The sequence below is a fragment of the Janthinobacterium lyxosi genome, assembly GCF_051380665.1.
Lineage (GTDB): Bacteria > Pseudomonadota > Gammaproteobacteria > Burkholderiales > Burkholderiaceae_D > Janthinobacterium.
In genome coordinates, this window is the sequence record NZ_JBNYXM010000014.1 from 25,466 (window position 1) to 48,151 (window position 22,686).

General features: G+C 62.9%; 19 protein-coding genes. 9 read left to right on the forward strand and 10 right to left on the reverse strand.

Annotation, left to right across the window (positions count from 1 at the left end):
• Positions 1-29: 29 nt before the first annotated feature.
• The 5 genes from motB to flhD all read right to left on the reverse strand — a co-directional run bounded on the left by motB (position 30) and on the right by flhD (position 3,934).
• On the reverse strand, positions 30-1,007 hold the full coding sequence (gene motB / locus ACQ4WP_RS16510; protein WP_436522441.1) for a flagellar motor protein MotB: 978 nt from the start codon (positions 1,005-1,007) through the stop codon (positions 30-32).
• A gap of 58 nt (positions 1,008-1,065) precedes the next feature.
• Positions 1,066-1,926, reverse strand: coding sequence for a flagellar motor stator protein MotA (gene motA / locus ACQ4WP_RS16515; protein ID WP_436522443.1), 861 nt, complete (start codon positions 1,924-1,926; stop codon positions 1,066-1,068).
• A 222-nt stretch (positions 1,927-2,148) separates the two neighbouring features.
• Positions 2,149-2,910: an SAM-dependent methyltransferase gene (locus ACQ4WP_RS16520; protein ID WP_436522445.1), complete on the reverse strand. Its 762-nt coding sequence runs from the start codon at positions 2,908-2,910 to the stop codon at positions 2,149-2,151.
• A gap of 103 nt (positions 2,911-3,013) precedes the next feature.
• Positions 3,014-3,577 carry a flagellar transcriptional regulator FlhC gene (gene flhC, locus ACQ4WP_RS16525; RefSeq protein ID WP_436510287.1) on the reverse strand — a complete coding sequence of 188 codons (564 nt, stop codon included), beginning with the start codon at positions 3,575-3,577 and terminating at the stop codon, positions 3,014-3,016.
• A gap of 39 nt (positions 3,578-3,616) precedes the next feature.
• Entirely contained in the window at positions 3,617-3,934 is a 318-nt protein-coding gene (gene flhD, locus ACQ4WP_RS16530; protein ID WP_034758381.1) for a flagellar transcriptional regulator FlhD, read from the reverse strand.
• Between the two features lie 603 nt (positions 3,935-4,537).
• Here flhD and kynU point away from each other — a divergent pair.
• The 5 genes from kynU (at position 4,538) to ACQ4WP_RS16555 (ending at position 10,557) form a co-directional block, all read left to right on the forward strand.
• On the forward strand, positions 4,538-5,788 hold the full coding sequence (gene kynU, locus ACQ4WP_RS16535) for a kynureninase (RefSeq protein ID WP_436522447.1): 1,251 nt from the start codon (positions 4,538-4,540) through the stop codon (positions 5,786-5,788).
• Between the two features lie 7 nt (positions 5,789-5,795).
• On the forward strand, positions 5,796-6,683 hold the full coding sequence (gene kynA, locus ACQ4WP_RS16540; RefSeq protein ID WP_436522449.1) for a tryptophan 2,3-dioxygenase: 888 nt from the start codon (positions 5,796-5,798) through the stop codon (positions 6,681-6,683).
• A gap of 136 nt (positions 6,684-6,819) precedes the next feature.
• Positions 6,820-7,365 carry an RBBP9/YdeN family alpha/beta hydrolase gene (locus ACQ4WP_RS16545; protein ID WP_436522451.1) on the forward strand — a complete coding sequence of 182 codons (546 nt, stop codon included), beginning with the start codon at positions 6,820-6,822 and terminating at the stop codon, positions 7,363-7,365.
• 109 nt (positions 7,366-7,474) lie between these two features.
• Positions 7,475-9,529, forward strand: a complete 2,055-nt coding sequence (locus tag ACQ4WP_RS16550; protein WP_436522453.1) for a toxin-antitoxin system YwqK family antitoxin — start codon at positions 7,475-7,477, stop codon at positions 9,527-9,529.
• A gap of 2 nt (positions 9,530-9,531) precedes the next feature.
• Complete coding sequence (locus tag ACQ4WP_RS16555) at positions 9,532-10,557, forward strand: leucine-rich repeat domain-containing protein (RefSeq protein ID WP_436522455.1); 1,026 nt, start codon at positions 9,532-9,534, stop codon at positions 10,555-10,557.
• A 2-nt stretch (positions 10,558-10,559) separates the two neighbouring features.
• Here the strand turns inward: ACQ4WP_RS16555 and ACQ4WP_RS16560 are convergent, their stop codons facing one another.
• Entirely contained in the window at positions 10,560-11,594 is a 1,035-nt protein-coding gene (locus ACQ4WP_RS16560) for a hypothetical protein (RefSeq protein WP_436522457.1), read from the reverse strand.
• 134 nt (positions 11,595-11,728) lie between these two features.
• Here ACQ4WP_RS16560 and ACQ4WP_RS16565 point away from each other — a divergent pair, with 134 nt between their 5' ends.
• The gene (locus ACQ4WP_RS16565) at positions 11,729-12,460 is read left to right on the forward strand and encodes an alpha/beta fold hydrolase (protein WP_436522459.1); all 732 of its coding nucleotides are present in this window, start codon (positions 11,729-11,731) and stop codon (positions 12,458-12,460) included.
• On the opposite strand, the gene ACQ4WP_RS16570 is transcribed toward ACQ4WP_RS16565, so the two are convergent.
• The 3 genes from ACQ4WP_RS16570 to ACQ4WP_RS16580 all read right to left on the reverse strand — a co-directional run bounded on the left by ACQ4WP_RS16570 (position 12,437) and on the right by ACQ4WP_RS16580 (position 16,311).
• Entirely contained in the window at positions 12,437-12,802 is a 366-nt protein-coding gene (locus tag ACQ4WP_RS16570; RefSeq protein WP_436522461.1) for a hypothetical protein, read from the reverse strand. The two genes, ACQ4WP_RS16565 and ACQ4WP_RS16570, sit on opposite strands and share 24 nt — an antisense overlap.
• A gap of 72 nt (positions 12,803-12,874) precedes the next feature.
• Positions 12,875-14,794, reverse strand: a complete 1,920-nt coding sequence (htpG, locus tag ACQ4WP_RS16575; protein WP_436522463.1) for a molecular chaperone HtpG — start codon at positions 14,792-14,794, stop codon at positions 12,875-12,877.
• Positions 14,795-14,892: 98 nt separating this feature from the next.
• A complete protein-coding gene (locus ACQ4WP_RS16580) occupies positions 14,893-16,311 on the reverse strand; it encodes an aminotransferase-like domain-containing protein (RefSeq protein WP_436522465.1) in 1,419 nt (472 codons plus the stop codon).
• Between the two features lie 128 nt (positions 16,312-16,439).
• On the opposite strand from ACQ4WP_RS16580, the gene ACQ4WP_RS16585 reads away from it, so the two are divergent.
• The 3 genes from ACQ4WP_RS16585 to ACQ4WP_RS16595 all read left to right on the forward strand — a co-directional run bounded on the left by ACQ4WP_RS16585 (position 16,440) and on the right by ACQ4WP_RS16595 (position 20,375).
• Positions 16,440-17,357, forward strand: a complete 918-nt coding sequence (locus tag ACQ4WP_RS16585; RefSeq protein WP_436522467.1) for a DMT family transporter — start codon at positions 16,440-16,442, stop codon at positions 17,355-17,357.
• Between the two features lie 176 nt (positions 17,358-17,533).
• The gene (locus tag ACQ4WP_RS16590; RefSeq protein WP_436522469.1) at positions 17,534-18,727 is read left to right on the forward strand and encodes an aminotransferase-like domain-containing protein; all 1,194 of its coding nucleotides are present in this window, start codon (positions 17,534-17,536) and stop codon (positions 18,725-18,727) included.
• A 289-nt stretch (positions 18,728-19,016) separates the two neighbouring features.
• Complete coding sequence (locus ACQ4WP_RS16595) at positions 19,017-20,375, forward strand: diguanylate cyclase domain-containing protein (RefSeq protein ID WP_436522471.1); 1,359 nt, start codon at positions 19,017-19,019, stop codon at positions 20,373-20,375.
• Here the strand turns inward: ACQ4WP_RS16595 and ACQ4WP_RS16600 are convergent.
• Positions 20,372-22,636: a TonB-dependent hemoglobin/transferrin/lactoferrin family receptor gene (locus ACQ4WP_RS16600; RefSeq protein ID WP_436522473.1), complete on the reverse strand. Its 2,265-nt coding sequence runs from the start codon at positions 22,634-22,636 to the stop codon at positions 20,372-20,374. The genes ACQ4WP_RS16595 and ACQ4WP_RS16600 overlap by 4 nt on opposite strands.
• Positions 22,637-22,686 lie beyond the last annotated feature (50 nt).

Here is a 22,686-nt window from a genome sequence, read left to right on the forward strand (position 1 = left end):
ACTACACCACGCGTTGACAGCCTTGCGTGTTATTTTTTTGCCGCTGCCGGGCTGGGAGCTGGCGCCGCCGCGGGCGGCGCACCGGCCACCAGCCCTGAAGCGACAGCGGCGGAAGCGGCATCGGTCACCGGCAGCTCTATCGCCGACCCATCGCGCAGAACATTTTCTTCCGTGCGTTTGTTCATGACGATGATGCTGATACGCCGGTTGATCGGATTGAAGGGATCGAGCTTGTCCAGGTGGGCGGCCGAGCCCAGTCCCACCACGCGCAATACTTTTTCTTCCTTCATGCCGCCAATCACCAGTTCGCGCCGCGACGCATTCGCGCGGTCAGCCGACAATTCCCAGTTACTGTAGCCGGCATCGCTCATGTAGGGCGTCGAATCCGTGTGCCCGGACAGGCCGATGCGGTTCGGTACTTCATTGAGCACGAAGCCGATGGCATGCAGGATTTCCTTGGTATATGGTTGCAGATTCGCATTGGCAAGCGCAAACATCGGACGATTCTGCTCGTCGACGATCTGGATGCGCAAGCCTTCGCTGGTGATATCGAGCAGCAACTGGTTCTTGTATTTTTTCAGCAGGGGATTGGCATCGATGGTCGCCTCAATGCGCGCCTTGAGCACCTCCAGGCGCCGGCCTTCCTCACGTTCGAGCGCGGCCTTGGCGGAATTGAGGTCAAACGACTTGCGCTGCGGCTCTTCCTGCGCCTTGCGCACTTGTCCATCGTGGCGCGACAGGTCCTGGCCGCCGCCCTGGATCACGGAATTGCTCTCGCCGCTGCCGGAACCGCCCGCCATCGCCACTTTCAGGGGTGTCTTGAAGAATTCGGAAATGCCGTTCAAGTCGCCCTTCGACGTGGAACCCAACAGCCACATCAGCAGGAAGAAGGCCATCATGGCCGTGACAAAGTCGGCGTAGGCGATTTTCCACGCCCCGCCATGGTGGCCGCCAGCCGTCTTCTTGATACGCTTGACGATAATCGGGCGCATGCCTTCATCGGCCATGGCGTCCCCCTTCCGTGTGCTGCAAATGACTCATGGTGTCCAGGCGTATGTTCACTGCTTACTTCGTTTTCGATTTCTTGATATGGTCTTCCAGCTCGTTGAACGTCGGACGCTCGGTCGAGAACAGGACCTTGCGGCCGAACTCCACGGCCAGCGCCGGCGCATACCCGTTCAGGCTGGCCAGCAGGGTTACTTTCACGCACTGGAACATCTTGCTCGACTCGTCCAGCTTCTGCTCCAGCAGGCTGGCCAGGGGACCCACGAAACCATACGCCAGCAAGATGCCGAGGAAAGTGCCGACCAGCGCGTGCGCGATCAACATGCCCAGCTCGGCTGGGGGTATGCCCACCGATTCCATCGTGTGCACCACGCCCATGACGGCGGCGACGATACCGAAAGCGGGCAAGCCGTCACCCACCTTGGCAATCACGTGGGCCGGCACGGCGCCTTCGTGATGGTGCGTCTCGATCTCGTTATCCATCAGGTTTTCGATCTGGAAGGCATCCATATTGCCCGATACCATCAGGCGCAGGTAATCGGTCATGAATTCGACGATGTGGTGATCGGCCAGCACGGCCGGATACTTGGAAAACAGGGGGCTCTCTTCGGGCTTGTCGATATCGCCTTCGATCGACATCAAACCTTCCTTGCGCACTTTGCTGAGCACTTCGAACAGCAGCGACATCAGTTCCATGTACAGCTCTTTGGTATAGCGCGAACCTTTGAACAGGCTGGGCAAGGCCGCAATCGTCGCCTTGATGGCCTTGTTATTGTTACCAACAAGGAAGGCGCCCAGGGCGGCGCCACCGATCATCAGCAATTCTATCGGCTGGAACAGCGCCGCCAGATGGCCGCCTGCCATTGCGAAGCCGCCAAAGACCGAGGCGCAGACGATGATGTATCCGATTATGACTAACAAAGTGCCCTGACTCCCAATAAAGGCCGGGGCTGTGTGCCCGGCATGTTCAAACCCGTTCCTGCCCTCCGGCGGCTGCGCCGCCGACGAAGGCAGCGGCAAAAAAAAAGTAACCGAAAGTTAATTGAAATGCGCCGCTTTTCAATGCAATTCCGAGAAAATGCCGTGTGGAACTACAATAACGTGAGATCGCCCTCCGGGCAAGCAAATAACGCAGACAATTGCTTAAAAGCACCATATGTAAAGCAAAGGGCCACCCTCTGTGGCGGCGATGGTCTTATCGGGTTCGCGTGCCGCAATCTGGAATTCGTAACTAAGAAGCATGCTACCGGGCAACATCTCCCTTTCCGCCTTGCTCCACAGGGCCGCCATCGCCGCTGGCGACAGGTAAGCAAAGACCGCGTCGTAGCGGCTGAAATCGAGCGCTTCGTAGTCGCCGCGCAGGAAGCGCGCGCGGCTCCCCGACAGCCGCGCGCGCAGGCGGCTTGCCAGCCACGGCAGCGGCGCCAGTTCGATGCCGTAAAACTGCCCATCGGGCCGGCGCCGCGCCAGGTCCAGCACCAGGCCGCCCAAGCCGCTGCCGATATCGATCAGGCGCACGCCGGGACGGTGCGCAATCAGCTCGGCGACCGCATGCCATACGCGCGGCCCCGACGGATAAAACGGCACTTGCGTGCGAAACGTGGACCAATACAGGCTCAGCAGGAAAACAAAGGCCGCCAGGAACACGACCGGGGGCCAGTGCAACAAGCTGGCCGCCAGCAGCGCAGGCGCAAACAGCAGGCCGATGGCGCACCACCAGCGCGCCAGGCCCGCGCGCCAGGTAATGAGCGCCACCAGCACGCCCTGCAGCAAGGCGACGACCGGCAACGACATGACCACGCCCGCACGCGCCAGGCCATATACCAATAGCAACATCAAGGGAAAGGCCAGCACCTGGATCAGGATGGCCTTGAGCGCGGGGGCGCGCAGGATTTGTTGCAGCATGAGACAGTCATCGAAGGAAAACGCCAGTGTAAGCGAAAGCACTATGAAAAAGCCGGAGTCCGGTCTGGCGACCGGCTCCGGCTTGAACGATGCGGGGGCAGTATCAGGCGGTCACACTCGGCGACGCGACTGCGGCCGCTTCATCGCGCGCCTTCTTGGTCTTGCCTGCACGCGAAGGCATGTGACACAGGCCGCAGACATAATCGGCATTCAGGTCGAGGCAGTTGACGACAAACTTGCCGCCGCACTTGCCGCAAGGCGCCATGTTCAGCATCTTGCTGCTGAAAAAGCGCACCAGGGTCCAGGCCCGCGTCAGCGACAGCTGCGGCTCTTCACCGGCCTCTGGCGGCATTTGCTCCAGATACAGCTTATACGCCTTCATCACGGCTTCGATACCGGTGGCGCCGGCGTGGTCGACGAGGAATTTGTGGATATTGATGAACAGCGAGGAATGGATATTCGGCTGCCAGGTGAGGAACCAGTCGGTGGAAAAGGGCAGCATGCCCTTGGGCGGCGAGACGCCTTTCAATTCCTTGTACAGATTCAGCAGGCGTTCGCGCGACAGCGAGACTTCGGTCTCCAGCAGTTGCAGGCGCGCGCCCAGCTGTATCAACTCGATGGCCAGCTGGATTTCTTGCGCTTCCGATACGACACTTTTCTTGGCCATGCTGACTACTCCGCGACTGACGAGTACTAATTTAAAAACTTAAGCGATTTCTTCGACGCCCTGGCCGGCCATCAGGATAGCGGCATGCGACTGGGCCAGCGAGCGGTCTTTATTGTAGTTCGTCAACATGCCCAGGATGGCGCTGTCGTCGAAGCGGAAGCGGGCCAGCATCATGTTGCCGCCTGCGAGCTTCAGGATTTGCGCATTGCTCATGCCTTCGATCAATTCGGCGATTTCGGCGGCTATGCCCAAACGGAAGATGGCCGTTACCTTGTCCGCACGAATCATTTGCTGAGCCAGCATCAGGTAGCTCAGGTTAGCGTCGCGAATCTCAGCCATCATGTCGTTAGCAGTCATTTCCATCTCCTCAATCCGTTGAATTCAGCTGGCATTGTTTGTTGCCAGTGAGATACATTCTGCAGGAGCAACATCAAACGCAACAGAGGCGAAGGACTGTATTTTTGGTCGGGAAATGGCGGGCAGGACCGTAGGTGTTTGTCTGACAAACACTGCTCGATCATGGTCGCACGCCAGTAACGGCGCGGATGTGGAAGGTGGGCGCGAGGCGGGATTTACCCGACTTCAAGCCTGTAAAAAATATCACTTTTTTACAACAACTTGACCAAAATCAAGTCTGCTTACCTAGATAACGGCTGCCTTGGCAGGAACTTTAGGGCTTTTTCGAAAAATATATAAAGTCCCGCGTTCTTTTTGAGCGGTTTGACACCGTTCATGTAATTGTTGACGGCGGCGAATCGCAGAACTTTAGGGCGATTTGAAAATATTTTTAAAAGTGTGATTTTTTTCGTTGACGCCCAGCAGGGAGGTACTTTCCGTCCCCCGTCCGGCGCGGAAATTCCGCTTTTTGGCGGGGATTTGCTACACTGCCTGCTCCCGCACAATACTTTAGACCTCAAACAATATCGTGCCATTAAGACAAGAATTAACATGAAAGCCACCATGATTTCTCGACATGACTGCAGCGCGCGCGATCTCGATGATCCCCTGGCGCCCCTGCGCCAGCAATTCGACTTGCCACAAGGCGTAATTTACCTCGATGGCAATTCCCTGGGTGCCCGGCCGAAAGCGGCCCTGGCCCGTGCCCAGCACGTCATCACGGCCGAATGGGGCACGGACCTGATCCGCAGCTGGAATACGGCTGGCTGGTTCGACTTGCCCAAGCGCCTGGGTGACCGCCTGGCCCCGCTGCTGGGCGCCGGCACGGGCGAAGTGGTCATCACCGACACCACCTCCGTCAACCTGTTCAAGGCGCTGGCCGCCGCCCTGCAGATGCAGGCCAGCGATCCCGCGCATGCCGCGCGCAGAATCATCGTCAGCGAACGCAGCAACTTCCCCACCGACCTGTACATGGCGCAAGGCCTGGCCGCCTGGCTCGACCGCGGCTACCAGTTGCGCCTGGTCGACAGTCCCGAGGAACTGGCGCAAGCCATCGCTGCCGATTGCGCCGTCGCCATGCTCACGCACGTCAACTACCGCACCGGCTACCAGCACGACATGGCTGCCGTCAGCAGCCATTGCCACGCGCAGGGCGCTCTGGCGCTGTGGGACCTGGCCCATTCGGCCGGCGCTGTGCCGCTGGACCTGAATGGCGCCGGCGCCGACCTGGCCGTCGGCTGCACCTACAAATACCTGAATGGCGGCCCCGGCTCGCCCGCCTTCATCTGGGTGCCGGAAAAACACCAGGCGCGCTTCCGCCAGCCTTTGTCCGGCTGGTGGGGCCACGCCACGCCGTTCGCCATGGACCCGGGCTACACGCCCGCTGACGGCATCGCGCGTGCCCTGTGCGGTACGCAGCCCATCCTGTCACTGGCCCTGGTCGAATGCGGCCTGGAGATTTTTGCGCAAACGAGCATGGAAGCCATCCGCCGCAAGTCGCTGGCCCTGACGGACCTGTTCATCGCCCTGGTGGAGCAGCGCTGCGCTGACCATCCGCTGGGCCTCGTCACGCCGCGCGAGCATGCGCGGCGCGGCAGCCAGGTCAGCTTCACGCATCCGCACGGCTATGCCGTGATGCAGGCGCTGATCGCGCGCGGCGTCATCGGCGACTACCGCGAGCCGGCCATCATGCGCTTCGGCTTCACGCCCCTGTACACGAGCTTTGCCGACGTGTGGGATGCCGTGGAAATCCTGCGCGACATCCTCGACACCCAAGCCTACGACATCGCCGCCAAGCGCGACGCTGTGACCTGACCCTCCCATGAGCGACGAAAAGAATATGAACAAGGAAAACACCAGCGGCTGCCCCATGCATGCCGGCGACCAGGAGGCGCAGTGGCATGGCGCGCAGATGGATTTCAGCGAATCTATGAGCTATGGCAACTACCTGGCGCTGGACCGCATCCTGACGGCCCAGCATCCGCTGTCGCCGAACCACAACGAAATGCTATTCATCGTGCAGCACCAGACCAGCGAATTGTGGATGAAGCTGATGCTGCACGAAATGCACGCCGTGCGCGCCAACCTGCAAAGCGGGGATCTTGCGCCCGCCTTCAAGATGCTGGCCCGCGTGGCGCGCATCATGGACCAGCTGGTGCATGCGTGGGACGTGCTGGCCACCATGACGCCGCCCGAATACACGGCCATCCGTCCCTACCTGGGCGCCTCGTCCGGCTTCCAGTCCTTCCAGTACCGCGAGATCGAATTCATCCTGGGGAACAAGAACGCCGCCCTGCTCAACGTGCATACGACGGCGCCAGAAACCTACAAGGTGCTCGACGCGGCCCTGCGCACGCCGTCCGTCTACGATGAAGCCGTCAAGCTGCTGGCGCGCAGCGGCCTGCACATCGCCCCCGAGCGCCTGGACGCCGACTGGACTCTGCCGACCGCCTCCGACGCCTCGGTAAAAGCGGCCTGGCTGGAAGTCTACCGCGACCCGTCGAAACACTGGGCCTTGTACGAGCTGGCCGAAAAGCTGGTGGACCTGGAGACGGCCTTCCGCTTCTGGCGCTTCCGCCATGTGACGACGGTCGAGCGCATCATCGGCTTCAAGACGGGCACGGGCGGCACGGCGGGCGTGAGCTATTTGCGCAAGATGCTCGACGTGGTATTGTTCCCGGAGCTATTCGCCCTACGCACCGAACTATAAAAATGCCAGACCAAATCTACTGCGCGGCGCGCCTTGCGGCCTGCGATGCTCACTGTGCATGCGCACAGCTGCGCGTCTCGGCCACAATCCACTGCCGCTCGCTACGATTTTGTCGGGCATTTCACAAGGAGAAATGATGTCGCCTCTCGTTCTGACCCTGGCCGGCCTGTGGAATTCCGGGCCGCAGCACTGGCAAACCCATTGGGAAGCGCGCCACCCGCAGTGGTCGCGCGTGCCGCATGGGGAATGGCAGACGCCGGACAAGGACGAGTGGGTAATGGAACTCGACCGCGCCATCGCCGCCTGCGAGCGCCCGCCCGTGCTGGCCGCGCACAGCCTGGCCTGCGCCCTCGTCGCCCATTGGGCGGCCAGCGGCTCGCCGCACAAGATCGCCGGCGCCTTCCTGGTCGCCCCCAGCGATGTGGAAGCGCCCTCCTATCCCGCCGGCACGACGGGCTTTGCACCCATGCCGCTGCAAGCCTTGCCCTTTCCCAGCCTGGTGGTGGCCAGCGGCGATGATCCCTACGTCAGCTTCGCGCGGGCACGCGCGTTTGCCGCCGCCTGGGGCAGCGAACTGACCATGATCGGCGACGCCGGCCATATCAACGGCGATGCCGGCTACGGCCCCTGGCCGGACGGCGAGCAGCTGCTGCTGGATTTTTGCGCCGCGCACCAGCCCTGAACGGCAGGGCGCGCACCGCACACGATACGCGCGCGCACATTTGCCCGCGTCAGAGAACACAGGCAGAATCGTGGCCTTTCCATTGCGGCGCCCCGGCGCCAGCCTCACGATGAAACGTCTGCTTCTGCCCCTGCTCCTCTGCTCCGCCCTCGCCCACGGCGCGCCCTTCTACGAAGGCAAGAGCCTCGCCCATCCCGCCATCACTGCCTCGCAGGACAGCGGCCTGGACGTCGCCTTCCTCAAGGAAAAAGAGGGCGTCAACGGCTACTACTGCGAATGCAAGAGCAGCACCGCGAAACCCTTGCTGCTCGACCAGTTCGGCAACGCCGTCATCCGCTCCATCTTCTACGCATCGCTGGACCAGGAGTCGGACACCAGCGTGCAAACCATGCTGGTGCTGTTACGCCAGGGTGACAAGAACGGCCTGCGCGCCTACCGCTACCATCGCAGCTCCGGCAAGTACCGCCGCCTGGACGGCCTCCAGCCGGCCCTGAACCGCATCGTGGCGCAAAGCGCCGCCCCCAATGCGGGGCAGGTCAAGGCGGCGCTGGCGAAACTGGCGCCGATGGATTACAGCGTCCCGCGGGGCAAGAGCGGCAATGCCGATTTCGACGCCATCGACCATACGCAAGGCACCATCGTCGGCTACTACAGCGATGACGGCAAGCCGGTGGCGGCTGGCAGCAAGGACGCCATCACCTACAAGAAAACCTTCCAGAAGAAAGGCGAGCGCTTCCTGACCGCCAGCTACACCCTGTACAGCGATGCAGGCGCCGGCATCCTGCCCAATTACCGCCTGTGGCAAGTGACGTGGGAAACGACGCCGCGGCAATTCACTGGCAGCGAAGACGGCCCGTCCGTCCTCTACAGCCTGGCCTGGGACGACGGTTCGGTGGTCGAGCGGGGCCAGTACGCCAAGGGCAAGCGCCAGGGACTGTGGGTACGCGAGGGCATGCACGAGGGCAGCGAAAAAGGCAATTTCATCAACGGCCTGCAAGAAGGCCTGTGGCACTTCGATTATCCCAAGCAGAGCGAAAGTGGCGCCTACCGGGCCGGCAAGCGCGAAGGCCGCTGGACGGTCGTCAACTATGCCGATGAAGAGGAAGTGACGGGTTTCGATACCTACGCGGGCGGCCAGCTGAACGGCCCGCACGAGCGCCGCATGGGAGGCAAGCTGCAAACGCGCGGCATTTACGTGAACGGCACGCGCCACGGGCCGTGGATCACGGAAGACGGCGACGGCAGCTTCATCGACGGCTTGCGCGACGGGCCGTGGAAGCTCAAGCTCAAGGACAAGGTCACGCAAAGCGTCACTTTCGTGAAAGGCAAGAAGCAGGGCGAGGCGGTCGACACGGACGCCAGGGGCGCGCTGCGCGTGCGCGACCATTACCAGGCGGGCGTGCTCGATGGCAGTCGCACGCGCTATCTGGGTCCGGCCGGCAAGGAATACGTTATCTACACGGCCACCTACCGCAACGGCCAGCTCGATGGGCGCGAACAGGCATTCGACGACAGCGGCAAGATCCTGCGCCTCGATACACTGTGGGACAACGGCAAGAAGCAGGGCCTGGATGCGCGCTACTACCCGAACGGCAAGCCGGAACGCCTGGCCATCATCGACCAGGGACGCCTGCTCACCCACCTGCGCGAATACTACGAAGACGGCCAGCTGCTCAATGACATCCACCGCTGCACCTTCAAAGAGTACGGCAGCACACGCGACGATGTGTGCGAGTACCACCACATGTACTACCCGGACGGCAAGCCGCAGTATTACTACGCCTTCCAGTACGGTCAGCGCCAGGAAGGCTATTCGAACTACCCGAATGGCAAGCGCAAGGACGAACTGCTGGTGGACCGCGCCGCCGACACCTCCGTCGTCAACGCCTATTATGAAAGCGGCCAGCTCAAATGCACGGAGCCGCGCAGCGGCCACAGCACGCGCACGGTCAACGGCCAGTCGATCATCAGCTACGCTTCGGCCGACCGCGATGGCGACAATATCTGCTACCACCCAAACGGCAAGGTGGCCAGCATTTTCACCTTCCGCAAACGCGTGCTCGTCGATTGCGGCAAGCGCTACGATGACACGGGCAAGCAGACGTTCCCGGGGCCGGAAGGCTGCCCGCCCCCCAGGCAGGTGGACTACCCCATCGGACTGTGACCATGACGCAAGCAAGGCAGCCGCAGCGCATCCACAACCCAACAAGCATCGATACCGCCGCCCTGTGCGCCGCCATCGCCGCCGACTGCAAAGTGATCGTGCAATTCGGCGAACACTTTGCACCGGAACCGCTGCTGGCGGACCCCGATGCGCTGGCGGCCAGGTGCCGCGAGGCGATGGAAATCGGCTTCTACGGCTACCACTTCACGCCATTCGACGCCGCCATCCTGCGCGCGCTGCCGCATGTTGCCAACCTCGCGCTGGACTGCCACACCAGTGCCGTCAACCTGGCGACCCTGGGTGAACTGCGGCACCTGAAGCGATTGCAGCTGGGCGTCTACGAGATGCTGGAACACGACATCCTGGCGCTGGAGAATCTGCGCGCACTGGAATACCTGAGCCTGGGCGAGACACGCAAGGCGAACATCGACCTGGCGCCGCTACGGCACTGGCCGCAACTGGCGCAGCTGCACACGACGGGCCACGTGAAAAACATCGCCGCCATCACGGCCCTGCCCGCGCTGGCGCAGCTATCGCTGTCGCAAGTCAAGAGCAAGGATGACGTGGACTTCATCGGCGCCATGCCGGCCTTGAAGAAGCTGCGCTTCATCCTGGGCGGACGTGCGTCGATCGCCCACGTTGCGGCGCCGCTGCTGGAAGACCTGGAAGTAGTGCGCGTGCGGGGATTGGAAGACCTGGGCGACATCGGCCGTTTTCCCCGCCTGCAGCGCTTGTCGGTGGAAGACCAGATCAAGGTAAAAGAAATTCGGCTGGGTGAAAATCCCGCGCTGGCGTGGCTGATCCTGCGCAACTGCAAGACCCTGGAGCGGCTGCACGGCGTCGCGGTCCTGCCGGCGCTCGGCAATCTGGCCGTGTACCTGACGCAGCTCGACATCGATGCGCTGCTGGTTGGCGGCTTGCCGGCAACACTAAACAAGCTGACCCTGGCGACGGGGAAAAGAAAGCGCGATGAAGAGATCAAGGCGCAATTGGCAGCGCGGGGCTACGAAAAGGCGCGCTTTTATTGAATCTAGCGGCCGGCCGCCAGCTTGCGCTGCCACAATGCCACGTCGATCATCACGCCGTCCGCGCCCGTGTTGCGGATGTAGACGCGGTAGCTGCCCTGCCCCATGTTGCCATCGAGGTAAGCCGTGCGTTCATTGCGCTGCAGCCTGGCCCCCTTGGCCAGCTGGCGATAGCGTTCCACCACCGTGTCGAAACTGGCATAGCTGCGCAGCGCCACTTCCAGGTCGCGCGGCGGGCGGCCTTCGGCATGGTCCAGCACATTATTCTGTTTCGTGCCCTTCAGTGTGAGTGGATAGGCAAACACGCCGGCGCCGGCCGACGTCAGCACCGTGGATTTATCGAGCAGCAGCGGCAAGAGCGCCGGTGGATACGCAGGCGGCAACTGGGCGCGGTTCCAGCCCGGCAGGGCCGGCTGCGCCAGCACATATTCGACACTGGCGATCTTCTGCCCATCGGCACCCGCTTCCTTGTCGCCCGCGATCAGCGCCAGCATGGGCGGCAATTGCCGGGCCCAGGCCAGCAAGGGCGCCGCTTCGCCGACCAGCATACCCTTGCGATGGAACACCGTCAGTACCGTATTCGGATCGGGATTGCAGACTTTCGCCAGCGGCTGGCCCTCCAGGTGGCAATGTCCGTTGACCAGGCCAAAGGCGATGATGGCACCGCGCTTGTCGAGCAGCATGGCGCCCCGTTCCCGGCCCTGCTTGCGGTCATTCATCGACGCCAGCAACTGGCGGCCATCGGCCAGCACGGTACGCGTGGCGTCGCGCTTTTCGCTGATCGCTTCAAGCGCCTGCGCCAGCAGCAATTCATCGTCTTCCGTGTAGCTGCCACGCGCGTAACCGAAGAAATCGAACAGGGCCGCGCGCACCAGCGCATCGTCGCTCAGGCGCGGCAAGGGACCGCCGGCCAGCAAGGAGGACAGGCTTTTCCCGGCCGGCGCCGAGGGCGCCGCCGTGGCACGGGCAGGCTGGGAAAGGACGCAGGCCGCTGCCAGCAAGACGCCCAGGGTGCGGTAATTCGAAAAAATGATATGCATGATTCTGTCTGTCGGGGATTTGGCCACGATTCCGGCCACGCATGACGCGCCGGGGATTCTAGCATGGCGCCGGCACCCATGCGGTGCGACTGACGGACCGCATGCGTGCCGGCGCGGCTGTTATGATGGCCGCAATGACGACACCAACCCACGCCTCGCCCCTGCTTGTCCTGCTGCCCGGCATGGACGGCACGGCACGGCTCTTCCAGCGTTTTGACGCCGCCTTGCGCGCACAGACCGCCATCGAGACCCAGGCCATCGCCTATCCGGCCGCGCCACTCGATTACGCGGCGCTGCAAGCATTCGTGCGCGAACGCTTGCCGCAGGGCGGCCCTTTCGTCGTGCTGGCCGAATCGTTTTCCGGCCCGCTGGGGGCAGCTTTGCGCGCCAATCCGCCACCCGGCATGCGTGCGCTTATCCTGTGCTGTTCGTTCGTGCGCAATCCGCGCCCGATGCTGGCGCCGCTGCGCCACCTGCTGCAATTCGTCCCCTTTGGCACCCTGCCCGGTTTCGCCCTGCGCCAGGCGCTGCTGGCACCCTGCTCCACGCCGCCTCTGCAGGCGGAACTGGCGGAGGCGCTGGCGCAGGTGCCACCCAGCGTGCTGCGCCAGCGCCTACGCGCCGTGCTGGAAACAGACACCTCGCGCAGCTTCGGGCGCGGCAGCCTGCCCGTGCTGTATCTGCGCGCCCGCCACGACCGCCTGGTGCCGCCGGCAAACGCCTTGCAAATCCTGCGCCTGGCACCAGGCACGCAACTGGTCGACATCGACGCGCCGCACATGCTGCTGCAGGCGGCGCCGGCAGCGGCAGCCGATGCGGTCGCCGCCTTTCTCAACGGCCTGTCAGCCCCGCAGGCGGTCAATTAGGCGCGCGCTGGCCAGCACGGCCAGCCAGCTCAAGCCGCCCGACAGCACGCTGAAGTAAATCGCCCGTAGCGGATGCTGGGGCAGCAGATACGCGAGCACCGCCGCGCCCAGCAGGGCGCACAGCAGCAGTTTCACCCTGCAGGGCGGCAGCAGCGCCAGCAACAAATTCGTGCCCGCATACACGTAAAACACCAGCAGCAGGGCCAGGCCACCGGCCACGCCGCGCGAGCCGAGGCTGCCAAACAGCTGCGTGTACAGGAAAAAACCCAGCCAGCTCAACACAATAAACAGCAGGCAGCCCAGCGCATGCGCGCCCAGGCCGGCCATCAGGCGGATTTTCATGATGCTCCTTAAAGAAAAAGCCGGCCCTTTCACGAAGAAAGGGCCGGCTTGCTGACGTTTGCAGCGAGGCGTTTACTTCGCCGAATTGAGCAGCAATTCGTTGAGGCGCTTGACGAAACTGGCAGGATCGGCCAGCGAACCGCCTTCGGCCAGCATGGCCTGGTCGAACAGGATGTTGGCCCAGTCGCCGAACTTGCCGCCTTGCGCGTCTTCATATTTCAGACGCGTCACCAGCGGGTGGTTCGGGTTGATTTCCAGAATCGGCTTCGATTCCGGCGCGCTCTGACCTGCCGCCTTCAGCATGCGCAGCAGGTTGCCCGACAATTCGTTTTCATCGGCCACCAGGCAAGCTGGCGAATCGGTCAGACGGAACGTCACGCGCACATCCTTGGCCTTGTCGGCCAGCACGGTCTTCATCTTGCCCACCAGGTCGGCGTACGAAGTTTCCGTTTCTTCGTGCTCTTTCTTTTCCGCTTCGTCTTCCAGCGCGCCCAGGTCCAGGCCGCCCTTGGCAACGGAGACCAGTTCCTTGCCTTCGAAATCCTGCAGGAAGGACAGCATCCATTCATCAACGCGGTCCGTCAGCAGCAGCACTTCGACGCCCTTCTTGCGGAAGATTTCCAGGTGCGGGCTGTTCTTGGCGGCCGCGTAATTATCGGCCGTGACGTAATAAATCTTGTCCTGGCCTTCCTTCATGCGCGCCACGTAGTCGGCGAACGAGGTGATTTGCTCGTCGCTGTCGTTGGCCGTCGAGGCAAAGCGCAGCAGCTTGGCCAGGCGCTCCTTGTTGGCCGCGTCTTCGCCGATGCCTTCTTTCAGCACCTGGCCGAATTCCTTCCAGAAGACGGCGTACTTGTCCTTCTTGTCCTGCTCGTCCGCGTTCGCCAGTTCTTCCAGCATGCCCAGCACGCGCTTGGTCGAGCCTTCGCGGATCACCTTGACGTCGCGCGACTCCTGCAGGATTTCACGCGATACGTTCAGCGACAGGTCGGCCGAGTCGATCACCCCGCGCACGAAGCGCAGGTAGGTCGGCATCAGCTGCTCGGCATCGTCCATGATGAAGACCCGCTTGACGTACAGCTTGATGCCGCCGCGCTTGTTGCGGTCCCACATATCGAACGGCGCCTTGGCCGGGATGTACAGCAGTTGCGTGTATTCGCTGCGACCTTCCACGCGGTTATGCGTGTGGCTCAAAGGCGACTGGAAGTCGTGCGAGACGTGCTTGTAGAACTCGTCGTACTGTTCCGGCGTGATGTCGGCCTTGTTGCGGGCCCACAGGGCGCTGGCCTGGTTGACGGTTTCGAATTCGTCTTTCAGGACGGTTTCTTTTTTCTCGTCGTCCCACTCTTCCTTCTGCATCACGATCGGCAGCGAGATATGGTCCGAGTATTTGCGGATGATGGACTTGATCTTCCAGCTCGACAGCAATTCGTCCTCGCCTTCGCGCAGGTGCAGGATGATGTCCGTGCCGCGGCCCGTTTTTTCGATGCTTTCGATACTGTAATCGCCTTCGCCGGCCGATTCCCAGCGTACGCCTTCGGCAGCGTCCACGCCGGCGCGGCGCGTTTCAACGGTGATCTTGTCGGCGACGATGAAGCCGGAATAGAAGCCCACGCCGAACTGGCCGATCAGGGCCGCGTCCTGCTGCTGGTCGCCCGACAGCTTGCCGAAGAATTCCTTGGTGCCCGACTTGGCGATGGTGCCCAGGTGCGAGATCGCCTCGTCACGGGTCATGCCGATGCCGTTGTCGGAAATGGTGATGGTGCGCGCATCCTTGTCGAAGCTGACCTTGATCTTCAATTCGTGATCGTTGCCATACAGGGCGTCGTTATCGATCGCTTCGAAGCGCAATTTGTCGGCCGCGTCGGACGCGTTCGAGATCAATTCGCGCAGGAAGATTTCCTTGTTCGAGTACAGGGAATGGATCATCAGGTGCAGCATTTGCTTCACTTCGGTCTGAAAACCCAGGGTTTGCTTTTCGGAGACAGCCATTTTTACCTCATAGTCTTGTGGATAGGACGGATTCTACGGAGTTGGGGATGGTACAAGCAATTTCAAGAGCCACTGTCGAATGTCCTGCAATGTTCAGTTTACCCCAGTGCGCGGGCGAAAAACGCCCATACCCGCTCGTCCTGCACCGTGGCCAGGTTCAGGCGCATGCGGGTGGACGGCAGCTGGCGCGGCGAAAACAGGCTGCCCGGCGCCAGTACCAGCCCCTCGGCCAGCGCCTTTTCGGCCAGCAGATTCGTGTCGCAGCCCGCGTCCGCCCACACGAACATGCCGGCCGACGCAGGATCAAAGCGCAAACCCGCCTGTTCGACCTTGCGGTACGTGCCCTCGCGCACCCTGTCGAGCCGCGTGCGCAGGCGCTCCGCATGCTTGCGGTACAGCCCCTGCGAGAGGATTTTATACACCACGCGTTCGCCGATGTCGCTGGTGGTGAGCGTGGCGAGCATCTTGCGGTCAGCCAGGCGCTGCGCCCGCTCCGGCGACGTGGCGATGAAGCCCACGCGCAGGTTCGCCGCCAGGCTCTTGGAAAAGCCGCCCAGGTAAATCACGCGGCGCAGCTGGTCCAGCGCAGCCAGGCGCGTGGCCGGCTGCACCGCGCCGCCCGGGTGCATGTCGCAGTAAATATCATCCTCGACGAGCAGGAAGTCGTGCTGTTCGGCCAGGCGCAGCACCTGGAAAGCCTTGGCCGCCGACAGCGACGTCGAGCTGGGGTTGTGCAGCACCGAATTGATCACGTACAGCTTGGGACGGTGCAAGGCCGCCAGCTCGGCCAGCACGGCGATATCGGGGCCGTCTTTCAAGCGCGGGATGCCGATGACGTTCATGCCCATGGCGGCAAAGGCACCGAACATCAGCCAATACGCAGGATCGTCGACGAAAATGGTCTCGCCGGGGCGGGCAAACTCGCGCGCCACCAGGTCCAGCGCCTGCATCACGCCCACCGTGGTGACGATCTGCTCGGGCGGACAGGCGATTTCCAGCCCCGCCAGTTTCAGCTGCAACTGCTGGCGCAGCGGCAGGAAACCCTGCGGCGTGCCATAGCCCAGCAGAAAATTGCCGGGCTGGCGGCTGACGTCGCGCAAGGCGCGCGCCACCAGGTCGCCGTCGAGCCACTCGGCTGGCAGCATGCCGGAGCCGGGCGCGGGGATGGCCGGCGTCCGGCGGAACATGTTTCGGATCAGCCAGACCACGTCCATAGTCTGCGCCGCCGCATCCTGCACGCCAGCCGGTGGCGCCGGCGTGTTCAACGGCGAGCGCTCGCGCACGAAAAAGCCGGCGCCGCGCCGCGATTCGAGGTAGCCGCGCGCCACCAGCTTGTCGTAGCTGGCCACCACCGTGGCGCACGACACGCTCAAGCTGGCGGCGCACTGGCGGATCGAAGGCATGCGCGCGCCGCCGCGCAGCAGCTTGTCGTCGATGCGCGCCGCCAGCGAGCGCGCGATCTGGTCGATCAGGGTTTCGCCCGAGGCGCGCGACAGCAAAGGAAGTGTATTACTCATTTGACCATGACAGTATGTGAAATTATGCGTGGAAGTGTACTTGTACTGTACTGCTATTCACGCCTAGGATAGCAGCATGGATCACACAAAATCCATACCTTTCCCTTACCGCACGCACCAGGAAACCCATGCCTTCACACACGAGCACCGCCGCCTCTACCAGCCACCCGCCCCGCCTCAGCGATGACCGCAAGGGCCTGCTGCTGGGCCTGATCGCAGTCGCCCTCTTCAGCCTGACCCTGCCCTTTACGCGCCTGGCGGTGGCCGAACTCGATCCCACCTTTGTCGCCCTGGGCCGCGCCCTGGTGGCTGCCAGCCTGGCCGGCCTATGGCTATGGCAGCAGCGCGCACCGTTGCCGCGGCGCGAACAATGGCTGCCGCTGGCGCTCGTGTCGCTGGGCTGCGTGCTGGGCTTTCCCTGGCTGACGTCGATCGCCATGCGCAGCCTGCCCGCCTCGCACGGCGCCGTGCTGGTGGGAATTTTGCCACTGGCCACCGCCGTGTTTGCCGTGCTGCGCGGCAAGGAACGCCCATCGCCGGGATTCTGGCTGATGGCCCTGCTCGGCACGGCACTGGTGGTGGCGTTTGCGCTGCGCCAGGGCGGCGGCAGCTTCCACATGGCCGACTGGCTGATGTTTGCCGCCGTGCTGCTGGCTGCACTCGGCTATGCCGAAGGTGGACGCCTGGCGCAAGCCATGCCCGGCCAGCACGTAATTTCCTGGGCGCTGCTGCTGGCCGTGCCCTTCGCGCTGCCCGTGGTGCTGTGGGACGCCTGGCCGCAGCGCGCACTGATGGCGCAGGCCAGCGGCGCGGCCTGGCTGGGCTTTGCATACATCTCCGTGTTTTCCATGTTTATCGGCTTCTTTTTCTGGTACCGGGGCATGGCGCTGGGCGGCGTGGCGCGTGTGGGACAGACGCAGTTGCTGCAGCCTTTCCTCACGCTGGTAGGCGCCGCCGTGCTGCTGCACGAGCCATTGACGGGTGAAAGCCTGCTGTTTGCCGGCGCCGTGATCGCCGTGGTAGCCATCGGACGCAAGCTGAAATAGGCCGGCTTGACGCCCGTTTGCAACGCCCTTGCGCGTGCGGATGGGCAGCGCGGCGTGCAAGCCGTACAATACCGCAGCACCATGGCGACGCCTATCCGGCGCCGCTTGCGCACGCACCGCCACAAGCGGGCCAACAAATCCAGCCGGCGCAGCTCGGCATCTTCTGTGAGACTCGTATGAAAATTGAAAATCCGAATCCGATCCAATGGCGCTTTGCCGAACGTGCGGAACAGCTGCAAAGCTCGTTCATCCGCGAAATCCTGAAGATCACGCAGCGTCCCGAGATCATCTCGTTTGCCGGCGGCCTGCCCTCGCCCGCCACCTTCCCCGTGGAAGAAATGAAGACCGCCTTCGACAAGGTCCTGTCGAACAATGGCAAGGTCGCCCTGCAATACGGCCCGACCGATGGCTATCTGCCGCTGCGCCAGTGGATCGCCGACTCGCTGTCCAGCCATGGCAGCACCATCCTGCCGGAACAAGTGTTGATGACGTCCGGCTCGCAGCAGGCGCTGGACTTGCTGGGCAAGGTCCTGATCGACGAAGGCAGCCGCGTGCTGGTGGAAACCCCCAGCTACCTGGGCGCCCTGCAGGCGTTTTCCGTCTACCGTCCCGAATTCGTTTCCGTCGATACCGATGACGAGGGCCTGGTGCCGTCGTCGATCGACCCCGTCGCCGATGGCGCGCGCCTCTTGTACGCGCTGCCGAACTTCCAGAACCCGACGGGCCGCAGCCTGTCCGTGGCGCGCCGCGTGGAACTGGTGGAAACCTGCGCCCGCCACGGCCTGCCCCTGATCGAGGATGATCCGTACGGCGCCCTGAGCTACAGCGGCGAGCCATATCCGAAGATGATCAACATGAATCCGGACGGCGTGATCTACATGGGCTCATTCTCCAAGGTGCTCACGCCCGGCATCCGCCTCGGCTACGTGGTGGCGCCGATGCCGCTGGTGCGCCGTCTGGAACTGGCCAAGCAGGCGGCCGACCTGCACACTTCGCAGCTGACGCAGATGGTCGTGCATGAAGTGATCAAGGATGGCTTCCTGGACCGGCATATCCCCAGCATCCGCAGCCTGTACGGCAACCAGTGCCAGGCCATGCTGTCGGCGCTGGAAGAGCACTTCCCGGCCGGCGTCACCTGGACCAAACCGGAAGGCGGCATGTTCATCTGGGTCACCTTGCCGAAACACATCGACGCCATGAAATTGCTCGATGAAGCCATCGCCAACAAGGTCGCCTTCGTGCCGGGCGCGCCGTTCTATGCGAACACGCCGGAAACGCACACCCTGCGCCTGTCATTCGTGACGGTGCCGCCGGAACGCATCCGTGTAGGCATCGCCATCCTGGGCAAGCTGATCGCCGCAAAAATGTAACTCGCCTCTTCACGCCCCGCTGCTGCGGGGCGTGTCACTGCTGCCCCAGCACCGACGGGCACGCGTCTCTCCGCCTAAAACCCGCCTTCACGATAGTAACTGCGTGTATTTATTCCCAAAGATAGTATAAAAATAATATTTCCACTTCTCGCGCAGCATCGATTTTTCCACCAAATAAATTGACAAGGCGGTATGATTTAACCGCTGTATCCGATTTGAACCCAGTCAGCATCACCGAAAGTGCAGCAAATGCTGGCATCGCAGAGTACATCCGAGAAGGCCGGAAGCAATGAGTCCAGGCAGTGTGGGGCATTCCCAGCGGCATGAAGCCGCCATTTTGATTGTCGATGATGCGCCGGCCAACCTTGAGCTGCTGCGCAAGCTGATGAGTGAACAAGGCTATCAAACCTATGTCGCCACGTCCGGCGAACGGGCCCTGGCGATCGCCCAGCGCGCCCATCCCGACCTGATCCTGCTCGACGTGCTGATGCCGGACATGGATGGCATCGAAACCTGCCGCCGCCTCAAGCAGCACCCGCTGACGCAGCGCATTCCCGTTATCTTCATGAGCGCCAAGACGGAGACGGAAGACGTGGTGGCCGGCTTCGACTGCGGCGCCGTCGACTACATCAGCAAGCCGCTGCGCATGGCTGAAGTGTGCGCGCGCGTTCGCGCCCAGCTGCACATCCGCAGCAACAATGAAAACCAGCAGGAACAGACCGAGCGCCTGCGCACCATCGTCAACAACATGGCCGAGGGCTTGCTGATCATCGAGGCGGACGGGCGCATCCAGTACACCAATCCCGCCTGCGACCAGTACCTGGGCTATCGCGAAAATGAATTGGCCGGACGCTCGATCGCTGAACTGCTCAGTCCCCTGGTGACGCAGGAATACCTCGATTACTTCGCCATGTACGCGGCCAATCCGGAGACGGCGCACAAGCACGGCACGCGCGAAGTGACGATCCGCCACCGCAACGGCGCTGCGCTGTGCATGGACCTGACGCTCACGCCCATGTATCTGCGCCAGCCCCTGTATATCGGCCTGCTGCACGATATCACGCACCACAAGCAGTCGGAAGACGCCCTGCAACGCGCCGCCTACCTCGACCCGCTGACGAAAATCGCCAACCGCCGGCATTTCGACAGCTTCCTGGAAAAAGAGTGGCAACGCGCCGTACGCGGCAGCGGCGCCCTGTCGCTGGTGGTGCTCGACGTCGACCACTTCAAGCTGTACAACGACAGCCTGGGCCATCCGGCCGGCGACAGCTGCCTGCAGCAGGTGGCGCAAGCCATCGCCTCGCATGCCGCCCGCCCGGGCGACCTGGCGGCCCGCTACGGCGGCGAGGAATTCGTCCTGCTGTTCGCCGACACGGACGCCGAAAGCGCCCTGCACCTGGCCGTAGCCATCCGCACGCACATCGAGGCACTGCAACTGCCGCACCCGAGATCGATCACCTCGCCGTGGATCACCGTCAGCATCGGCGTGGCGACCATCTACCCGCACCAGCTGGACGACCGCGAAGCGCTGTTCGTCGCCGCCGACCGCGCCCTGTACGTGGCCAAGGAAGGGGGACGCAACCAGGTACGCGCCACGCATTCGGGCAGCACGGCCTGGGAAACGGTCAAGGCGCTGGTCTTGCGCTAGAACTTGCGCGACACGCTCAGCTTCGCGTTGCGTCCCACGCCCGTCACCGCTTCACTCAGATACGGCATGTAGTTGCGGTTGAAGACGTTATCGACCGTCAGGCGCACTTCTGTGCCGCTCCAGATGCCTTGCTTGCCATTCCACGACGCGAACAAGGTATGCAGCGCATAGCCTTTCGACGGTGGCAGGCGGTAGACATTCCCCACCGGCAGGACGCGGTCCTGCTTCGCCACGAAGCGGCCCTGCCAGCCGACGCTGGCCCCAAGGTCGGGCATGCGCCAGCCCAGGCCAGCCATCAGTTTATCCGGCGCGATGGTCGACACGGGTTCGTCGTGGCCCCACGGGTCGCGCTGCGAACCGGTGCGCGTGCCGCGCTGCTTCGACAGCGAAGCGCTGGCAAACAGGCGCGGCGAGTTGTAGTAGGACTCGACCTCCACGCCCTGCGTGCGGAAACCGGCCAGGTTGCGGTAGGACGACAAGGCTGGCGGCACCTTGCCAGATCCCGGTACATAGCCTTCGATCAGAATGCCCAGGCGCGGGCCGATATTGTCGCTGACGCGGTTGCGGTATACGGTCAGGCGCAGCTGCATGTCGTCGCGCTCCATGAACACGTTCTGGCGGTGCAGCATGACGCCCGTGCGCACGGCCGTCACACGCTCGACGGCCAGGTCGCGGCTGGTGCCCGGCGTCGATGAACCGAGCCTGGACGACACATAGTATTCGTTCGAATACATCTCGTCGATCGTCGGCGCGCGCCAGGTGCGGCTCAAGTCGCCGAACAGCGCCACGCTGCTCGACGCCTTCCAGAACAGGCCCAGGCGGGGCGACCAGTCTTGGTGCGCCTTTTCGCTGAAGTCGTGGCCGGCCGCCGCCAGCGGGCTGTTGTAGCGAGATGCCTTGTTCGGCACCCCCTCGGAGACGACGCGGTCGTGGCGCAGCGCCGCCGTCACCGTCAAGTCGCCATACGTCATCGCATCCTGCAGATACAGGCCCGTGGTTTCCTGGCGCCCGGCCGGCATGTAGTAGGGCTGGAAGTAGCCGTAGTTGTAGCTGGGGTCCTTCAGTGCCGTCGACGACGGGTGGTACATCAGGGTATCGCGCACGTTCTTGTGCCACTGCAGGCCCGTTTGCAGCACGTGCGACACGGCGCCCGTGCTAAACACACTTTCATTGCGCACTTCGGCAATGCGGTCCACGTACGAAGCCCAGCTCTCGTTGCCCAGCGAACCAAGATAGGAACCCAGCGAAGCCGATGGCAGGCGCTTGTCATGCTGGTCCGTGTGCGAATAGCCGGCGCTGGCCGTCAGCTTGATCCACGGATGGTCTTGCGGCGCATACTGCCACTTCACGGAAACCGTGTCGTCGTTCTGGTCGCGGTACACGGCCTTGCGCTGCCACGCTTCTTCCAGGCCGTACTTCTTGATGTCCGCCTCGGTTGGCGTGGGCACGTCCTCGCCCATGGCGGCGAACGGGCCCCAGCCCGTGCTGCCGCTCTTCATCGCCGTCAGGGTCAGCAACTGCTCCGGCGTCAGCCGGATATTCAGTTTGGCCAGGCTCGATGGCGCATCGATGGCGGAGAAGCGGAATGGCTTGCCATCGGGTTTGCGCAAATCATCGGACTTGCGCTGGGTGGTAAATGCCATCGCATCGAAGCGACCATCTGCGCTGCGACCATACACGGCTACAGTGGCGTCATTTTCTCCATTGTTCGAATGACGCGAATACTTCAGCATGGCGCCCACGTTCTCGCCGCCTTCCAGCAAGTCTCGCGCATCCTTGGTCTCGACCGTGATGACGCCGCCGAAACCGCCGTTGCCATACAGGCTGGTATGCGCGCCCTTGTTCACCTCGATCTGCTTGATCAGTTCCGGCTCGATGAAGATGGAGCCCTGGCGGTATTTTTCAAAGCCCTTGGGCACGCCATCGAGGATGACTTTCACATCCTGTACTTTATTGAAACCCCAGATATTGAGGCTCTGGCCGCTGGGACGGGCCGTGCCGGCCAGGTCCACGCCGGGCAGGGTGTCGAGCAGCGAGGCGACATTGTCGGCCTGCTGGCGCTCGATGTCGGCGCTGTTGATGTACGAGCGCCCGGCCGTGCCGGCGCTGATGGCGTCGCCAAAGACGCTGATGGCGGGCATCTGCACCGCATCGGCCTTGTCGGCCATCGCTGCCGCCCAAGCATGACCATGCGCGCCGCCCAATGCCAGCGCCAGCGCGGCGGCCAGCGGGGTCAATCCTTGTTTGCTGCTGCTCTTCATCGCTATCCTTGCCTGGGTTTGCTTACTACTTGATGCTTCTGGAATGAAAA